At 58.3% G+C, this 15615-nt stretch carries 15 protein-coding genes; 7 read left to right on the top strand and 8 right to left on the bottom strand.

All coding sequences use genetic code 11. The features are described 5' to 3' along the window. Nucleotides 1-27: 27 nt before the first annotated feature. Nucleotides 28-843: an SDR family NAD(P)-dependent oxidoreductase gene (locus ACJO5Y_RS09340; RefSeq protein WP_406986545.1), complete on the bottom strand. Its 816-nt coding sequence runs from the start codon at nucleotides 841-843 to the stop codon at nucleotides 28-30. A gap of 162 nt (nucleotides 844-1005) precedes the next feature. Here ACJO5Y_RS09340 and ACJO5Y_RS09335 point away from each other — a divergent pair, with 162 nt between their 5' ends. Both ACJO5Y_RS09335 and ACJO5Y_RS09330 read left to right on the top strand, forming a co-directional pair. After that, nucleotides 1006-1461: an NfeD family protein gene (locus ACJO5Y_RS09335; RefSeq protein WP_406986542.1), complete on the top strand. Its 456-nt coding sequence runs from the start codon at nucleotides 1006-1008 to the stop codon at nucleotides 1459-1461. 5 nt (nucleotides 1462-1466) lie between these two features. Next, complete coding sequence (locus ACJO5Y_RS09330; protein ID WP_406986540.1) at nucleotides 1467-2504, top strand: SPFH domain-containing protein; 1038 nt, start codon at nucleotides 1467-1469, stop codon at nucleotides 2502-2504. A gap of 7 nt (nucleotides 2505-2511) precedes the next feature. Here ACJO5Y_RS09330 and yfbR read toward each other — a convergent pair whose 3' ends face one another. Further along, nucleotides 2512-3105, bottom strand: a complete 594-nt coding sequence (yfbR, locus tag ACJO5Y_RS09325) for a 5'-deoxynucleotidase (RefSeq protein ID WP_406986537.1) — start codon at nucleotides 3103-3105, stop codon at nucleotides 2512-2514. 109 nt (nucleotides 3106-3214) lie between these two features. On the opposite strand from yfbR, the gene ACJO5Y_RS09320 reads away from it, so the two are divergent. Continuing rightward, a complete protein-coding gene (locus ACJO5Y_RS09320; protein WP_406986535.1) occupies nucleotides 3215-4045 on the top strand; it encodes a substrate-binding periplasmic protein in 831 nt (276 codons plus the stop codon). Between the two features lie 6 nt (nucleotides 4046-4051). Here the strand turns inward: ACJO5Y_RS09320 and ACJO5Y_RS09315 are convergent, their stop codons facing one another. Further along, nucleotides 4052-6895 carry a DUF748 domain-containing protein gene (locus tag ACJO5Y_RS09315; RefSeq protein WP_504928332.1) on the bottom strand — a complete coding sequence of 948 codons (2844 nt, stop codon included), beginning with the start codon at nucleotides 6893-6895 and terminating at the stop codon, nucleotides 4052-4054. A 78-nt stretch (nucleotides 6896-6973) separates the two neighbouring features. Here ACJO5Y_RS09315 and pdxH point away from each other — a divergent pair, with 78 nt between their 5' ends. From pdxH to ACJO5Y_RS09295, 4 genes are all read left to right on the top strand, one after another. After that, the gene (pdxH, locus tag ACJO5Y_RS09310) at nucleotides 6974-7609 is read left to right on the top strand and encodes a pyridoxamine 5'-phosphate oxidase (protein ID WP_406986530.1); all 636 of its coding nucleotides are present in this window, start codon (nucleotides 6974-6976) and stop codon (nucleotides 7607-7609) included. Continuing rightward, the gene (locus ACJO5Y_RS09305; protein ID WP_406986528.1) at nucleotides 7578-8357 is read left to right on the top strand and encodes a 4'-phosphopantetheinyl transferase family protein; all 780 of its coding nucleotides are present in this window, start codon (nucleotides 7578-7580) and stop codon (nucleotides 8355-8357) included. Before pdxH ends, ACJO5Y_RS09305 begins: the two co-directional genes overlap by 32 nt. After that, nucleotides 8350-8931 (top strand): DNA-3-methyladenine glycosylase I, encoded by a 582-nt coding sequence (locus ACJO5Y_RS09300; protein ID WP_406986525.1) that lies wholly within the window; start codon nucleotides 8350-8352, stop codon nucleotides 8929-8931. The genes ACJO5Y_RS09305 and ACJO5Y_RS09300 overlap by 8 nt, the downstream gene beginning before the upstream one ends. Before the next feature lie 147 nt (nucleotides 8932-9078). Beyond that, nucleotides 9079-9528, top strand: a complete 450-nt coding sequence (locus ACJO5Y_RS09295; RefSeq protein WP_406986522.1) for a DUF3429 domain-containing protein — start codon at nucleotides 9079-9081, stop codon at nucleotides 9526-9528. Between the two features lie 79 nt (nucleotides 9529-9607). Here ACJO5Y_RS09295 and ACJO5Y_RS09290 read toward each other — a convergent pair whose 3' ends face one another. The 5 genes from ACJO5Y_RS09290 to ACJO5Y_RS09270 all read right to left on the bottom strand — a co-directional run bounded on the left by ACJO5Y_RS09290 (nucleotide 9608) and on the right by ACJO5Y_RS09270 (nucleotide 15566). After that, entirely contained in the window at nucleotides 9608-11050 is a 1443-nt protein-coding gene (locus tag ACJO5Y_RS09290) for an aspartate kinase (RefSeq protein WP_406986520.1), read from the bottom strand. 51 nt (nucleotides 11051-11101) lie between these two features. Next, nucleotides 11102-12370 carry a diaminobutyrate--2-oxoglutarate transaminase gene (ectB, locus tag ACJO5Y_RS09285; RefSeq protein WP_406986518.1) on the bottom strand — a complete coding sequence of 423 codons (1269 nt, stop codon included), beginning with the start codon at nucleotides 12368-12370 and terminating at the stop codon, nucleotides 11102-11104. A 168-nt stretch (nucleotides 12371-12538) separates the two neighbouring features. After that, a complete protein-coding gene (gene ectA / locus ACJO5Y_RS09280) occupies nucleotides 12539-13054 on the bottom strand; it encodes a diaminobutyrate acetyltransferase (RefSeq protein ID WP_406986515.1) in 516 nt (171 codons plus the stop codon). Nucleotides 13055-13203: 149 nt separating this feature from the next. After that, on the bottom strand, nucleotides 13204-14160 hold the full coding sequence (locus tag ACJO5Y_RS09275) for a hypothetical protein (protein WP_406986512.1): 957 nt from the start codon (nucleotides 14158-14160) through the stop codon (nucleotides 13204-13206). Nucleotides 14161-14162: 2 nt separating this feature from the next. Further along, nucleotides 14163-15566, bottom strand: a complete 1404-nt coding sequence (locus ACJO5Y_RS09270; protein WP_406986509.1) for a sodium:solute symporter family transporter — start codon at nucleotides 15564-15566, stop codon at nucleotides 14163-14165. Nucleotides 15567-15615: the final 49 nt, after the last annotated feature.

The following is a 15615-nucleotide window of genomic DNA, read 5'->3' as shown; positions in this document are numbered from 1 at the left end:
CGCAACCTGCTACACGTTAATTATGCCTCAGACATACAGATTCTTACGAGAGAATCTCGCTACCAGCGGCTGGTAGGCAGAGCCCAGCAGGCGGTTGATGGCATCAATGCCCCAGGCATCCGGACCCACCAGAATCCGGGACTCGTCCTTCAGAATGCCCTTCACAATGATTTCAGCAGCCTTGTCCGGCGTCGTCATCGCGAGCTTGTCAAACCCCTTGCGCTGGGCGTCGGCATTTTCCGATTTACCCATACGGGCGGCATTGGCAATGTTGGTGCGAATGCCACCGGGATGTACGCAGCTGACAGCCACCGGCTGATTTTCCAGCTGCATTTCCTGACGCAGGGCTTCAGTGAAGCCACGTACGGCAAACTTGGCGGCGTTGTAGGCGCTTTGCTTGGGCACGCCAATCAGGCCGAACACGCTGGACACGTTCACCACATGACCGTCACCGGAGGCAATCAGATGAGGCAGGAACGCACGGGTACCATGGGCGACACCCCAGAAATCGATGTCCATCACCCATTTGAAATCATCATCGGCCATTTCACGGACGGTGGCAGACAGGGCAACACCGGCGTTGTTGATCACCAGGTTGACCTGGCCAAAATCCTTGGCGACTTCTTCGGCATGGGCATAAATGGCGTCGCGGCTGGATACATCCAGTTTGTAGGCTTTCACGTCCGCGCCATCCAGTTCCTTCACGGTTTCCGCCAGACCGGTTTCATTCACATCTGACAGCGCGAGGCGGCAGCCACGGGTAGCCAGTGACTTGGCGAGAGCGCGACCAATGCCGGAACCTGCACCGGTAACAACCGCAACTTTGTTCTTCAGATCTTTCATGGCCGGGGCCTCTTCTTTGTTTTAAAGTAATTACTCTAACAGCTGTCCGGTTCCTGACCATGGCATAAGAGGTCGCCGGTACCGGGCACTCAGGCCAACCCTGAGAGCCATGCTACAATCCGGCGCAACGTTCCAAACCAACCACTGACGGATATTACCTGTATGGAATGGAGTCTCACACATGTCTGGCTGATCCTGGCACTGGTCCTGAGCCTGGCGGAACTTGCCTCCGGCGTTCTTGTGCTTCTGGCTCTGGGGGCCGCAGCGGCACTGACCGCATTGCTGGCGTTTCTGGGCGCATCCTTTGAATGGCAATTGGTCGGTATGGGGGTGTTTTCAGGCATTCTCGTCCCGGTTGCCATTCTCTGGATTCGCCCCCGGTTTTCCCCCAAAGGCGTTGCCTACGGCACCACCGGCACCGGTGTTGAACATGGTCGTCGCTATCATTGCGAGCGGCGGGATTTCGACGGCGCCATCGGCATCAAGGTCAACGGCGATTTCTACCGGATCCGTACCAGCGACACCGGGTTAGCGGAATTGCCGGAAGGCACGGAAGTCATTTTTGAACGATTCGACGGCACCACCGCCGTTGTCCACAGCATCAATCACACGGAGTAACAAGTATGGAAGCATTTATGTCACCCGGGCTGATCATCAGCCTGGTCCTGGTTGTCATCGGCATCGCGATCATCGCCAAGGGCCTGGTGATCGTGCGCCAGTCCGAGGTCATGGTTATTGAGCGTCTGGGCTCCTTCAACCGGGTACTCGAAAGCGGCGTCAACATCATCATTCCGTTTATTGAACGCCCACGACCCATCACCATGATTCGCTACATGCGCATGGGCGATGACTACCACCCGGTCACCAATGATGAGATTCGCATCGATCGTCGTGAAACCGTGATGGACTTTCCCGGCCAGCCCGTGGTCACCACCGATAACGTGACGGTCAAGATCAATGGCGCCCTCTACTACCAGATCATCGATCCCCGCCGTGCGGTGTATGAAGTGGCGAACATGAGTCAGGCGGTGGAAGTACTGGCCAAGACCACCCTGCGCTCGGTGGTCGGGAAGATGGAACTGGATAAGCTGTTTGAGTCCCGCAGTGAGGTCAACAGCGCCATCCAGGCGGAAATGGAAGAGCCGGCCTCCAAGTGGGGCGTCAAGCTGACCCGGGTGGAAGTTCAGGACATCAGCATGCCCGAGGAAGTGGAAGAAGCCATGCGTCTGCAGATGGCCGCTGAGCGAAAGCGGCGCGCCACGGTGACCGAAGCGGAAGGTGAGAAGTCCGCTGCCATCGCCATGGCCCAGGGTCAGCGGGAGTCCGCCATTCTCAATGCCCAGGGCGACAAGGAATCCGCTATCCTGCGTGCCCAGGGTGAGCAGGAATCCATTCGCCTGGTACTGAGCGCCATGGGCGAATCGGAAGAGAACAAGCAGACCGTTATTGGCTACCTTCTGGGGCAGAGCTACATCAAGGTGCTGCCGAACATGGCCAAGGAAGGCGAGCGGGTGTTCGTACCGTATGAATCGTCCGCACTGCTGGGCTCCATGGGCATGTTCCGCGATCTGGCGGGCAGCCCGGAAGACCTGGTGCGCCAGTCTGTCCAGCGCGATGGCCTGCGAGGCGGCATGGTTGCCTCCTCGGGCGCGACTTCCTGAACCGGCGTTACCCCAGCAGGTTATCCAGGGGTTGCTGGTAACCGGGGGCAAAGACCTCCATGAAGTAGGCAACCTCGGGTAACCCATCCTGTTCCAGCCGTCGTGCGATCTGCTCGGCGGCTGGTTCAAATTCCTTGTTACCGGTGCGAATCTCCGCCTGACATTTCAGCCAGGCCGACAGCCGGTCCGCGGCCTTGATCAACTCCTGCTCTTCCGCTGACAGTTGCGACTCCCTCAGATAGGGCGCGAAGTCCTCCCTCAGATCCTCCGGCAACAATGCCAGCAGTTCCGCCTCCGCCTTGTGCTCGATGTCGCCGAACGCTTCCCGCATGACCCGCGAGTGATACTTGACCGGTGTCGGCATATCCCCCGTGATCACCTCGGTCGCATCGTGATAGAGGGCCGCCGCTGCAATCCGGTCGGCGTTCACCGAACCGCCATAATGCCGGTTGCGGATCAGCGCCAGGGCGTGGGCAAGGGTCGCCACTTCCCAGGAATGGGTGGCCACGTTCTCCTCAATGGCGTTGCGCATCAGGCCCCAGCGCTTTATCCAGCGCAGGCGGGAAACGTAGGCAAAAAAATGACTCAGCGGACGACTCACAACAACCTTTTCCTTTTCACACAAGTTTATAATTGATTCTTCCTGGCCAGGAGACCGTAGTGTTAATCTGCACGAACGCTCAAACTTATCGTCATCCGGAACTGTTATTTTGCCATCAGCCCATGGATCCAAAAGCCCTCTTCTTATCCTGCTGATCTGCCTGTTGGGATCGATGCTTCCCGAGGCCAGGGCCGCGACTGAGATCAAAGTGGGCGTCTACAACTTTCCGCCCATCGCCAGCATAGGACCGGCTAACAAACTTCAGGGCCTGCTGGCCGACACCTTGAAACATCTGAATAAGGCCCACCAGGATATTCAGTTCAAGATTATTCACACGTCCCCGAAACGTCGGCATCTCGATTTCAATGCCGGCCTGTACGACGTCATCTTTTTTGAAAGTCCGGCCTGGGGCTGGAAAGACCATAGCCACGACGCCACCATGGCCATCCTCACCGATGAAGACCTGTACCTGGCACTGAAGAAGCCGGATCGCGACCTCAGCTTCTTTGACGACCTGAGCAAACGCCGGATCGTGGCTATCTCCGGATACCACTATGGATTCGCCGATTTCGAAACTAACAATACTGAGCTGGAGAAACGCTTCAGTATAGAGTTTTCCGACAACCACCGCCGTAACATTGACCTGATCAAGGCCGACCGGCCATCGGTGGCGGAAGTGGCCATCGTCAGCCGCTCCTATCTTCAGCAACACCTTGATCGACACCCGGAAGACTGGGATACCTTTCTGGTGTCCGAGATGCCGGACCAGTCCTATCGCCTGGCTATCATCACCCGCAAAGGCGGACCGGTGGATGCCAACGACATGGTCCGCCTGTTTGAACCACTGATGGAGAGCGGACAGTACCGTTTTCTGGTTGAACAGTGGGGGCTACAGTTACCCCCGGGTTTCCTGACCGGCTTCCCCTACCAGCAGCCCTGAAGGTTTCTAGCGCGCGTCCAGCGCAAACTCGACCGCTACCTGCCCCCCGGCATCAGCCACGCCATCCCGTACCGGATCCAGCAGGAATAGCTGCTCATCCGCCACATCGTATTCTTCCAGCAGCTGGTTACGTAGCCAGACACCCCGCGCCGAGGCCAGGTTCCCCAGAACCTCCGGCGGTAGTGACCGATTGCCCGCCAGATATTCCTGCTTTGCCTGCTCCCAGGCTTCATCACTCAGGGCGCCGCCATTCTGCTCCGCCAGCCGTTGTTTCAACAACGCCAGCCCATCCGCTTCCGGCGCCACTACACCGCGGATATTGAGCAACAAGGCAGGGCGTTCGGACAACGCGTCCGCGAGGGCATCCAGTTTGGCCCGCTCGCCCTCGGCCAATGCGACTTCACCCGCCGGAAAGTTGACCCTGCTCAGTTCTTCTCCGGAAAGGCCTGCCAGTTCCGCAACCGAGCCCAGCACACTGAAAGGCGACGCCGCAGCCTTGGCGAGGATATTCACAAAGGCCCGCATCACCACCTTTCCAACGCTGAAATCAGGATCATCCAGGTTGCCACTGATCGGTAGGTCAATTTCAATCACCCCCTGGCGATCCCGTAACAATGCAAGTCCCAGCTTGACCGGGGCACCCACCGCCTCATCGCTTGCCACCGGCTGCCCCAGCTCCAGCCGGTCCATCACGATCATGTTGGTGGCGTCGATGCGGCTCCCGGCGATTTCATAATCCATTTCAACATTCAGCTTGCCACTGTCCACGCCGTAACCAAGGTAGCGCCCGAAATAGGGCGAAAGGTTAGGCAGGGAACCGTTTTTCATACCCAGGCTCAGCTGGCTGACATCATCGGTTCCCAGTGTGCCCAGAGTACCCTCGAAGTTCAGCTCGGAAACTTCATCCACCCGGCCGCGCACCGACACCTTGCCCTGTTGCGGCGCAACGTTGCTGACGCCGGTGACCGTCCCGTTCAGTTCGTCGAACGTCGTGGTGAATGACGGATCCAGGGTACGGTCGGTGTAGGACACCGCGCCTTCTTCCAGTAGCAACTGTTCGATACGGAAAATAAAGTCGGGCTCTTCGCCATTGCCCTCCGGGGGCTCCTCGGCATCGGCATCAGGCGCGGCCCCGGAGTCACGAATAATCCGTTCAAGATTGTGGAGCCCATCCCCACCACGTACGACGTTCACGGCAGGTTCGCTCAGGGTAATAGTGCCGATTTCCAGGCGAGCCGGATAAACGTTGTACTCCAGTGGTGCCAAACGGAGGGTCTGCCAGGCCAGCAGAGGTTCGTCCGAATCCGGCAACGTCAGGTTCAGACCCGCGACCTCGGCCGTGCCACTGAAGGTACCGGTCAGCGGCTCCTGCTGACCGTCCAGATCCAGGTTGCCATCCAGCGTCAGCTGACCGCTGCGAACGTTCAGGTTCGCCATTTCACGGATATAGGGTTCAAAACCTGCCAGTTGCACGCCGGAGCCTGTCACGCCTGCTTCCAGGGTGAAAGGCTGTAGGGTCGCCTGCCCATCCAGCCCAAGCGATCCGCCCTCTGCAAGGGTGCCCCGCAGTTGGTAACGAACGGGCTCCTCCAGTTCATCGGAAATACGCCCCAGCGTCAGCGCCAGCTCCTCTACCGCTATCTCTGCGGATGTCTCCGGCTGGCGATCGCGCCATTGCACGCGGCTGTCAGCCAGCTCCAGCCCGGCAATGGACCACTGGAAACCGGGCCCTGGTGAATCCCCGGCATCTCCATCGTCCTCATTGCCGGGCTCCCGCTGAAGAGGGGCGAGCAGATCGATCGCACCATCGGGGCCACGTTCCAGTGCCAGATCCAGGGTATCCACCGTGATCATGCCAATCTCGGCGGTCCGCCCGGTCAGGCCAAAGCGAACCTTCTCAACAGCCAGCCGCCCGGTTTTCAGGGCAACGTCGTCCCGGTTCTGGTCCAGCGCGACCGCCAGCTCTTCCAGTTCCAGTTCACCTTCCGATGTCGTCAGGTACAGCTGGTCCATCAGTTGCAGTTCATAGTTGGTGCTGACGGTGACATTCCCACCCCGGAGATCATAGGGCAGATAGGGCTTCAGGAAATGCTTCAGGGTCTCATGATCAATATTCGCTACCCGGATAAAGCCCTCTGAATACAATGGGTTGATGCTCAGATCGCCTTCCCACTCAATGGTCTGGTTTCCCAGCGCAGCCAACAGGTAATAGTTACTCTGGGTGTCGTCCCGCTGCCAGGTGGCAAGGTCGTTCAAAGTCAGGTCCAGGGGTGAAATCCGGAAGTTGGCGGGCTCCTCCTTGCTGAAATCCCGGAACAACAACTCTCCGCCATTGATGGTGATTCGCTGGAAGTACAGCTTCGGTGGCGCGGACGTGTCGTCCTCTGCCGGCTCCGACTCAGTCGCGGCGGGGTTGGCCTCGCTCCAGTCCCTGGCGAAGTTCACGCCGTAATCGTCCAGCAGATCCAGCCGGATAAAGGGCTCCTCGATCGCAATGGCCTGCAGCCCCACCACGCCGGTGAACAGCTTCCAGAACCCCAGGTCGACAAACAGCCGGTCGAATCCGATGACTTTCTCGCCATCCGCGTCATCCGCCGTCAAGGTGCGGATATCCAGGCTCATGCTGAACGGATTGGTTTTGATCTCCTCGACCTGTGCTTGCCAGCCCATTCGCTGTTCCAGCTGTTCCGGGACAAACCTTTGCAGCCACCAGGGCAGCAGGAAAAATCCGGCCAGGGTATAAACCGCCAGCAGTAACACCAACCAGAACCAAACTTTCCTGTACACAGGCTTTTGCGTTTGCGCCTTGGCCACACCAGATCTCCCCGATTGTTGCCCGTCAGTTTCCATCACTCGCCAATCCTGAAAGAATAGACCACCGTATCTGTATAGTACTGAAGACTCACTATTTACGACAGGATCCATCCGATGGATATCAGTGACATGCGACGTGACTTCGAGAGCGAGGGCCTGCACCGGAGTACGCTGGATGAAAACCCGATAAGACAGTTCCATACCTGGTTTGATGACGCACGAACCGCGGGCATCCTGGAGCCCAACGCCATGTCCCTGGCCACCGCTGGCAGCGATTCAATGCCGGACCTGCGAACTGTGCTGCTGAAGTATTATGATGAGCGTGGTTTTGTATTCTATACCAACTACGGCAGCCGCAAGGCCCAGGAGATAGAACAGAACCCGAAAGCGGCCCTGTTGTTTCCGTGGATTGGGCTGAACCGCCAGGTGAAAATCCAGGGCGCCGTGGAAAAGGTGAGCAAGGCGGAATCCCTGCGTTATTTCTCCTCCCGCCCAAGGGGCAGCCAGATTGGCGCCTGGGTATCGGAGCAAAGCAAGGCCATTACGTCTCGCGGCCTGCTTGAGCAGAAAGTGGCTGAAATCAAACGTAAGTTCAGTGAAGGGGAAATCCCCCTGCCCAGTTTCTGGGGAGGATACCGGGTGATCCCGGAGCGCATTGAATTCTGGCAGGGCCGGCCCAGCCGCCTGCACGATCGCTTTGAATACGTGAGGCAAGGTGATGGCTGGCACATCCAGCGACTGCAACCCTGAGACGGCACCCACGGTCTGGCTGTGCCGGGAGCCCGAAGCCGGTGTGCTGTCGTGTCCGGACTGGCTGACCGACTACGAGCTGGCCACGGTGGCGAAATTTTCCGGGCCCAGGCAGCGCGAGTACCTGAGCAGCCGCTGGCTGATTCGACAGGCCATCGGGCGCGGCTCGCAGTGTCCGGCCGGACATTGTGAACCGGTCAGCGGCCGCCCCGTAGCCTCGGCTCGCCCCGAGGGCTGGCACCTGTCGTTGAGCCACAGCGGCGGTCTGTCAGGATGTGCGATCAGCGGGCAGCCGGGTATCGGTCTGGATCTGGAGCCACTCGACCGGCATCCCCACTGGCAAAAAGTAGTGCGCCGCTGGTTTACTCCGGATGAGCAGGCATGGCTGCTGGCCAACAACAGCCACGAAGATTTCCTGCGGGTGTGGACGCTCAAAGAGGCCTGGCTGAAAGCCACGGGGCGGGGCATCGCCGGCAACCTGCAAACACTGGAAGTTCGGTCGGACTTCAGCCTGTACGGTGACCGCCACGACGCCGGATGGCAGGCCGCCAGCGGCGAGCTGGCAGGCTTCCTGGTGACTCTGGTTTACCGGCATGATCACCTGTTGCTGCCTTCCGGAGGGCTGTTAGCCGGGCCAACAGTCGACCTGGACCTCGACAGACCGGTCCCACCGGACAGCCCCTTGGCCTTCAGTCGGCACCGGTCCATCACACCAGCACCTGAACTGAAGAGGAACCCTTATGGATGAGAACAACCGTTGCCCCTGGTGTGGAACCGACTCACTCTATACCGACTACCATGACACCGTGTGGGGCCGCCCCGAATTCGATGAGCTCGCGCTGTTTGAAAAGCTTTGCCTGGACGGCCAGCAGGCCGGCCTGAGCTGGATTACCATCCTGCGCAAACAGGACAGCTACCGGGCGGCATACGACCAGTTCAACCCGGAACGGATTGCCTGCTACAACGACGACAAAGTGGAGGAGTTACTCGGCAACCCCGGCATTATCCGCAACCGACTGAAAGTAAAGTCGATTATCCGGAACGCCCGCAGCTTCCTCGAGCTGAAAGAGCAGGGCATCGATTTCAGCGAATTCCTGTGGTCCTTCGTGGATGGCATGCCGATTCAGAATCACTGGCAAACCCTGCATGAAGTACCGGTGACCACTGCCGAGGCCGAAGCCATGTCCCGCGCGTTGAAAAAAGCCGGCTTCAACTTCGTCGGGCCGACCATTGTGTACGCCTTCATGCAGGCGACGGGCATGGTCAATGATCATCTGGTGAGCTGCCCGCAACACAGGGAGTGCCAGGCCCTGGGGAATTGATCCTATTGCTCTCGGGGATCGTAAGAACTGGCGTACCACGTCACCCCGGAGCACCACAGTGAAAAAAGCATTCAGCACACTCGGCAATAACCGCGACAACACGATCGAAACCCTGCCCTTTGGTAGCTGCTGGCAGGGGGGGGCGTCGTGATTGCCGTAGCCCGACTGGCCATGGCCGTTGGTATGCTTGGGCTCCTGCCCTTTATTGCAGCGGTGCTCCTGCTGCTCCTCGTCCCTGCGCACAGTATTGCAATTATCGGCTGGTTTTACCTATACAGTGCGGGAATTCTGGCGTTCATGGGAGGCGTTTACTGGCCCATCGCCATGCAGTTGGAGAATCGCTGTTATCCGCTCTCCCCCCAGGTGACGATGCTGCTCAGTCAGGTGTTTTTCCTGGCCGCCGGCCTGGGCCTGTTACTGACCACAGCCTGGCAGATTGTGCTGTACACCACAGCATATCTGGCCCTTTACCTCGTCGACGCCCGATGGATGAACGTCTATTGGCCGGCATGGTACCTGCGGCTGAGACTGGTGCTCACTGCCGTGGTCGTCACCTGCCAGGTTGCCGTCGGCGCCTGGGTCTTTACGGCCCACTGAGGGACAGGGTCGGAGGATGGTCGCCCATCACCCCCGAACGAAGCGACCGGTTCCGTCCGGGGGTGATCCAGGCGACGTATTACGCCGCGACGATGGCGTATTCGTGGTTGTGCGGCTCAATAAGAACACCGTGAAGGGCCACGATGGCCTTCTCGTAGTTGTCCTCGTCCACCACAAACTGGATATCCACCTGACGCATGCACTGGTGCAGGGCAAGGACACTGATGTCCTCGTCCGCCAGGGCCTTCACTGAGCGGGCCAGGATGCCAGGCACTTTCATATCACTACCAATGGCGGAAACCACAGCCACCTTGCGGGTATTGAGCTCCGCATTCGGAAACTCTTCCTGCAGCGCCTTGACCACCCGCTTGACGTGTTTCAGGGTGCTGCCGACATAGTGGGTGATGGTGTTGGCGTTGGTGTCCTTGGACATGAAGCGCACCTTGAAGCGGCTCAGCACATCCAGGATACGGCGGTCGGAACCCGGCTCACCCTGCATGTCCTGATCGAACACCTCGATGGCGAACACACCCTTGGCGCCGGCAATGATTTCCACCTGGGGCTTCTCACTGACGTAATCGCTGGTGATCAGGGTACCGGTATGGTCCGGCTCAAAGGTGTTCATCACCCGCAGCGGGATTTCGTTCTGGCGCATGCCCTTACCGGCACGGGGATGGATAGCCTCCATGCCCAGGTTGGCCAGCTGGTCGGCCACGTCATAGTTGGTCCGGCCAAGCGGGACCACCTTGTCGGCACCGACAATGTTGGGGTCGGCGGAGCTGAGGTGGTATTCCTTGTGGATAATCGCTTCGCGGGCCTCGGTGATCACCGCCACCCGGCTGAAGGTCATCTCGCTGTAGCCGCGATCAAAGGTCCGCATCAGACCTTCCTTGCACTGGGCATAACCCGTCACAATGGGCAGTTCCCGGGTCAGGTCGACCGCGTCAAACGCCTGCTTCAGCTTCTCGTCCAGGGGCAGCAGTTCATTGTCACGCCAGCCGGTGAGATCCACAAAGCGGGCATTGATGCCTTCCTGCTGGAGCTTCAGTGCGGTGTTGAAAGCACTGTGCGCTTCACCGATACCGGCCAGCATTTCACGCACGGTCAGCAGATGCTCTTCCAGCTGGAACTGACCGTAGGAGCACAGACGCTGCAGGTCAATCAGGCAACCGCGAACACCCTCAATACGGTCGGTGATGAACTGGTCGGCCTGCTGCTTGAGCATGGGATCCTCAAACAGTTCACCGTTGATATCGGTCAGGAACTTCACCAGTTTGGTGAGGTCGTCACCCCAGGCCCAGTCGGATTCAGCATCGGCAAACAGGGCATACACGCCCGGCTCACCGGTTTTCTTGTGTTCCAGCAGTTCGTTGGTGACGCCACCGTAGGCGGACACCACAAAAATGCGCTGGTACAGATCTTCTTTGCTGCGATCACCGATGATGATGTTGTCACGGACGGCCTCGTAGTTGGTCATCGAGGTGCCGCCGATCTTTTCTACAGTATGTAGTTGGGTAGTCATAGTGTCGTCTTCGCTATCCTGCAGAATGAATGTCCGGATGAAGGAGGCGTCTTATGACGCCTCGCTGATCCCTTCCTGCATGATTTCGTCCACACTTTTAGCCAGCAGCTCGGCACCTCTCTTCAGGTCTTCCTCGCTCGTGGTCAACGGCATCAGGCACTTGATCACTTCGTCGTTGGGACCACTGGTTTCGATTATCAGGCCATGCTCGAAGGCACGCTTGGTAATCGGACCCGTCACATCGGCATGTGTGGCTTCAATACCACGCATCAAACCGCGTCCCTTCATTTTGAACTCACCCGGGTACTTGTCGCAAATCGCCTGCAGGGCGTCGCCCAGCACCTTGGTCTTGGCCTTCACTTCGTTGGCGAAAGCGTCGTCTTTCCAGTAGGTCTCCACCGCCGCACGGGCCGTTACAAAGGCCATGTTGTTGCCGCGGAAGGTGCCGTTGTGTTCGCCGGACGTCCAGATATCCAGCTCCGGCTTGAACAGTACCAGGGCCATCGGCAGGCCGTAGCCACTGAGAGACTTGGAGACAGTAACAATGTCCGGCTTGATGCCGGCGAATTCAAAGCTGAAGAACTCACCGGTACGACCGTTGCCTGCCTGGATATCGTCCAGAATCAGCAGGATATCGTGCTTCTTGCACAGCTCGGACAGGCCTTTCAGCCATTCGGCACGGGCCACGTTCAGACCGCCTTCGCCCTGTACTGCCTCAACAATCACAGCGGCCGGCAGCTCAACACCGGAGGAGCTGTCAGACAGCACCTTGTCCATGATTTCCAGGGTGTCCACGTCATTCCCGAGGTAACCGTCGTAGAACATGAAATCGACATTACCCAGCGGCGTGCCGACACCACCCCGGTGGTGCTTGTTACCGGTCGCGGCAACGGCGCCCATGGTCACACCGTGGAAACCGTTGGTGAAGGAGATAATACCGTTACGGCCTTTGACCTTACGCGCCAGTTTCATGGCCGCTTCCACACAGTTGGTACCGGTGGGGCCGGTAAACTGCATTTTGTAATCCAGGCCACGGGGATCGAGGATGTGCTTCTTATAGGACTCGATGAAGTCGTGCTTGGCGGTGGTGAACAGGTCCAGGCCCTGGCTCACACCGTCGGCCTCAACGTATTCCAGCAGCGCTTTCTTGAGGATATCGTTGTTGTGACCGTAGTTCAGGGAACCGGCACCGGCGAGAAAATCCAGATACTCTTTGCCATCTTCGGTGTACAGATGCGCGTTCTTGGCGCGGTTAAAAATCACCGGAAAGGCGCGGGAATAAACGCGTACTTCAGATTCGGTCGACTTGAAAAGTTCCATTGTCTTGCCTCTTAGCATGTCAGGTTCGAGGTAGATGTGGGGCAGCCCATCGGGTTACGTCGCGATCAGCCAGCCACACATTGGTTAAAGCCTTCTGGCAGACCTACCTCAGTAGTCTGCCGGCTACTCCAGATAGCGGTCATTAACGCCTGCGTCAGAAACAGACTCTCAGACTGGCTTTGTGAAAGGCCCGATGCGCAGCAGGAATTCAGAATCGTGCTTGCCGCCAAAGTGGGTCTCTTTCTCAAAGTGCTCGTGGTAGGTGAGCTCGGCTCCCAGATCACGGGCGAACGAACGGAACAGCGCCCAGGATGCTTCGTTGTCCTCGGTGATGGTGGTTTCCAGGTGCGTCACACTCTTGCACGCGCCCCGGGCCACAATCTCTTTCAGCATCCGCTTGGCCAGCCCCTGTCCACGACCTTTCTCATGAACGGCCACTTGCCAGACAAACACGGTTTCGGGCTGTTGGGGAGGGATGTATCCGGAGATAAAGCCGACCAGATCGCCGTCCTTCTCCGCGGCCACGCCGGTCTCGGCAAAGTGGCTGCACTGCAACAGATTGCAGTAAATCGAGTTGGGGTCCAGCGGAGGGCATTCTGCCACCAGCTGGTGGAGCCTGTAGCCATCATCTTTCACGGGTGTGCGAAGGGTGATGGCGGTGGTATTCGAGCCTTCTGATGTCATAGCGTGATCAATTCGCGTCAAAAAATTAGGGTTAAATTATATAGACCACAAAATATATTTCAAGTTGAGCCTGATTGACCTACACCGACCAGGCTACGCTTGTCCTATTAGAATAGACCGAATTGAAGCAACCGCCAGTGACAAATTGATTACGAAATGGAAGGAAAAATGATGCTATCCGGCCTCAGGGAAGTACCTGAGATCATACGGTAACGGTAGGAAACCGCCGCCGGTGAACCAGCGGGCCAGAGCCGGTCAAACTGTGGTAGCCAGGCATCAAGATCGTAGACGACCGGCATAAGGGATACATTCAGGCCACCATGTTCGATGCCCGCCACTGGCTCAGCGCGGGGACGTGTAAAGCCGATACGGGTGATCAGTCCACGGGGATCCGAACGCAGGTTACCCATGCCGGCAGAGCCATTATTCGCCACCACACGGCACCGGTCATCAACCACGCCTGACCAGAGTGCGGGAAGACAGGTATGAGTGGAGGCAATCACGTCCGCGCCCGACGCCCTGAACCATTCCGCCAATGCCAAATCGTTGCCGGCGACAAAAGATTCATGGGCCAGCCCCCAGCCTGCCAATGACTCCGGGTCTCCGTGCAGCACCAGAATCTTTAGGCCTCCAAACATCAAGCAGCGAAACCTGGGCAATCCGGACAGCCGTTTTTGTATATCCGGATGTTCATCGGCCAACGCTTGAAGCCGTTCCATCATTCGATTGGAACGATCAACCACGCCTTGATCCACAAAATCGGGATAAGCGCAGCCGCAACCTGCCCCGACGCTGGGCGTGGCCAGTTCAAAGTCTACATTGCCAAGGGTAACCGTATGATCCAGCACCCGGTTATTGATCTGCCGGAACAGCGTGTCACTGGCATTGAACCAGTTGAAGTCGCCATTGAAGACCAGTTTTACCCGATGCCCCTGCCGCTCCTCCGCCAGCGCCATCTGCTCGATTTCGTCCAGAGCGAATGGATTGCCGTATAGCCCACCAATGACATACAGCACATCCTCGGACACCTGACTGGCTTCCTGGCAAAGTGAAGCCGGATGGTAGCGGTACGCCAACGGACAACTGCGACCCTCGGAGCTGGCCATGCCTATACCCCACTGGTGGCCAGAGACTTGCCTGCGAGTCGCCTTAACACCAGCGGCAGGAAGAATCCTGCGGTACAGATCAGAAAGCCGTAGGCGTTGACCCCAAGCAGCATGGCGTACTTGCCGTCGCCAATAGCCCAGCTTGACGGAATCAACCCGGTGGCCAGCAGCACGCCCAGCCCCAGCCCGGTCCAGAAACTCAAATGAAAGCTCCAGGGTGACCAGCGGGTGAAACCGTAGAACAGGAACACCGGTGCCAGCCCCATCACCATGGTGCCGGAGATGGTGGTGGCCTTGAGGATATCGGTGCCGGCAAACATCGGCAGGTTACCCAGAAACGCAAACACGACCATCACCACCGCTCCGACCCGCATGCTCGGCAGCCTGTCCGATGCGCGCTGAGCCAGCCGCGGCAGATCCACCGCCAGGGATTTCGCCAGCGAGGTAAAGGTAGAGTCCAGTGTCGAGCCAGCCGAGGTCATCATCACCACACTCATGAAAAACAACGCCGCCAGCCCCAATGACTGCCCCACAGCCGCAGGCGCATTACCCATGGCATCAATGCCGTTCAGGCGAGCGTGAACACCCACCAGACTGAAGATAAACACCGCGACAAAGCCCAACAGCCCGGCGACCACGAAACTGCGGAGCATGGTCTTTTCCTTGTTCACAAAGCCCCGGTCGGTCAGCACCGGATCGTGAAACGGGTAACTGAATAGCTGCAGCAAGGCGACCAGCAGCAGATCAAAGCCGGCGTTAAGTCTGAATTCGCCATTGCTCAGCAGGGCACTGGTATCGTTGGCCGGAATGATCAGGAACAACACCGCGCCCACAAAGAAGACAAACACAAAGGCCTGAATCACATCGGTAAAGATCGACGACCGCAGCCCGCCTTTAAGGCTGTAGGCCAGCGTAAACACGGTAAACAGCATGGCGGCCGAATAATACTCCCACTCACCGGGCAGCCCGAAGTAACCACCCACTACGGCCGTGTTACTCCAGACTTCGTTATACAACCGAATCAGGATCGCCGCCGCAAACGCCAGGCTGGCCAGCCGCCCAAAGCGGGAGGTGAGAAAATCCTGCAGGCTACGGGCGCCGGTCTGTGTCCGGATCAGATAAATCACATAACCGGCCACCGGAATCGATAGCCAGTAACTGGCATACGCCAGACCACCCACCACGCCATAGGCCGCGCCCAGGTTAGCCGCGTTGGTCACCGACTTGGCAAAGATCCAGCTGATAAAAATACTGGCCGTCAGTGACCACTGACCCACCGGGTTACCGTGATCATCAGCACCTTTATAGAACGAATTCGCGTTCTTGCTCTTCGGCGACAGGGCGTACATGACCACGCCGTATACCAGCAGGAATCCCCAGAACAGGGAGGCTTCAGTAACGTTCATTGTTCATTTCCGGTTCTTTGTCTTTGGGGGCAGGCCATTCAGGGGTGGG

The organism is Marinobacter alkalisoli, from assembly GCF_045449855.1.
In the GTDB taxonomy this organism is placed as follows: domain Bacteria; phylum Pseudomonadota; class Gammaproteobacteria; order Pseudomonadales; family Oleiphilaceae; genus Marinobacter.
Note: the sequence above shows the minus strand (reverse complement) of the source record. Positions and strands in the feature narration are given on the sequence as shown.

Bases quoted from the DNA above. Each gene is read 5' to 3' on its own strand.
- ACJO5Y_RS09340 (WP_406986545.1), bottom strand. From the start codon at position 843: ATGAAAGATCTGAAGAACAAAGTTGCGGTTGTTACCGGTGCAGGTTCC.
- ACJO5Y_RS09335 (WP_406986542.1), top strand. From the start codon at position 1,006: ATGGAATGGAGTCTCACACATGTCTGGCTGATCCTGGCACTGGTCCTG.
- ACJO5Y_RS09330 (WP_406986540.1), top strand. From the start codon at position 1,467: ATGGAAGCATTTATGTCACCCGGGCTGATCATCAGCCTGGTCCTGGTT.
- ACJO5Y_RS09315 (WP_504928332.1), bottom strand. From the start codon at position 6,895: ATGGAAACTGACGGGCAACAATCGGGGAGATCTGGTGTGGCCAAGGCG.
- pdxH (WP_406986530.1), top strand. From the start codon at position 6,974: ATGGATATCAGTGACATGCGACGTGACTTCGAGAGCGAGGGCCTGCAC.
- ACJO5Y_RS09305 (WP_406986528.1), top strand. From the start codon at position 7,578: ATGGCTGGCACATCCAGCGACTGCAACCCTGAGACGGCACCCACGGTC.
- ACJO5Y_RS09300 (WP_406986525.1), top strand. From the start codon at position 8,350: ATGGATGAGAACAACCGTTGCCCCTGGTGTGGAACCGACTCACTCTAT.
- ACJO5Y_RS09290 (WP_406986520.1), bottom strand. From the start codon at position 11,050: ATGACTACCCAACTACATACTGTAGAAAAGATCGGCGGCACCTCGATG.
- ectB (WP_406986518.1), bottom strand. From the start codon at position 12,370: ATGGAACTTTTCAAGTCGACCGAATCTGAAGTACGCGTTTATTCCCGC.
- ectA (WP_406986515.1), bottom strand. From the start codon at position 13,054: ATGACATCAGAAGGCTCGAATACCACCGCCATCACCCTTCGCACACCC.
- ACJO5Y_RS09275 (WP_406986512.1), bottom strand. From the start codon at position 14,160: ATGGCCAGCTCCGAGGGTCGCAGTTGTCCGTTGGCGTACCGCTACCAT.
- ACJO5Y_RS09270 (WP_406986509.1), bottom strand. From the start codon at position 15,566: ATGAACGTTACTGAAGCCTCCCTGTTCTGGGGATTCCTGCTGGTATAC.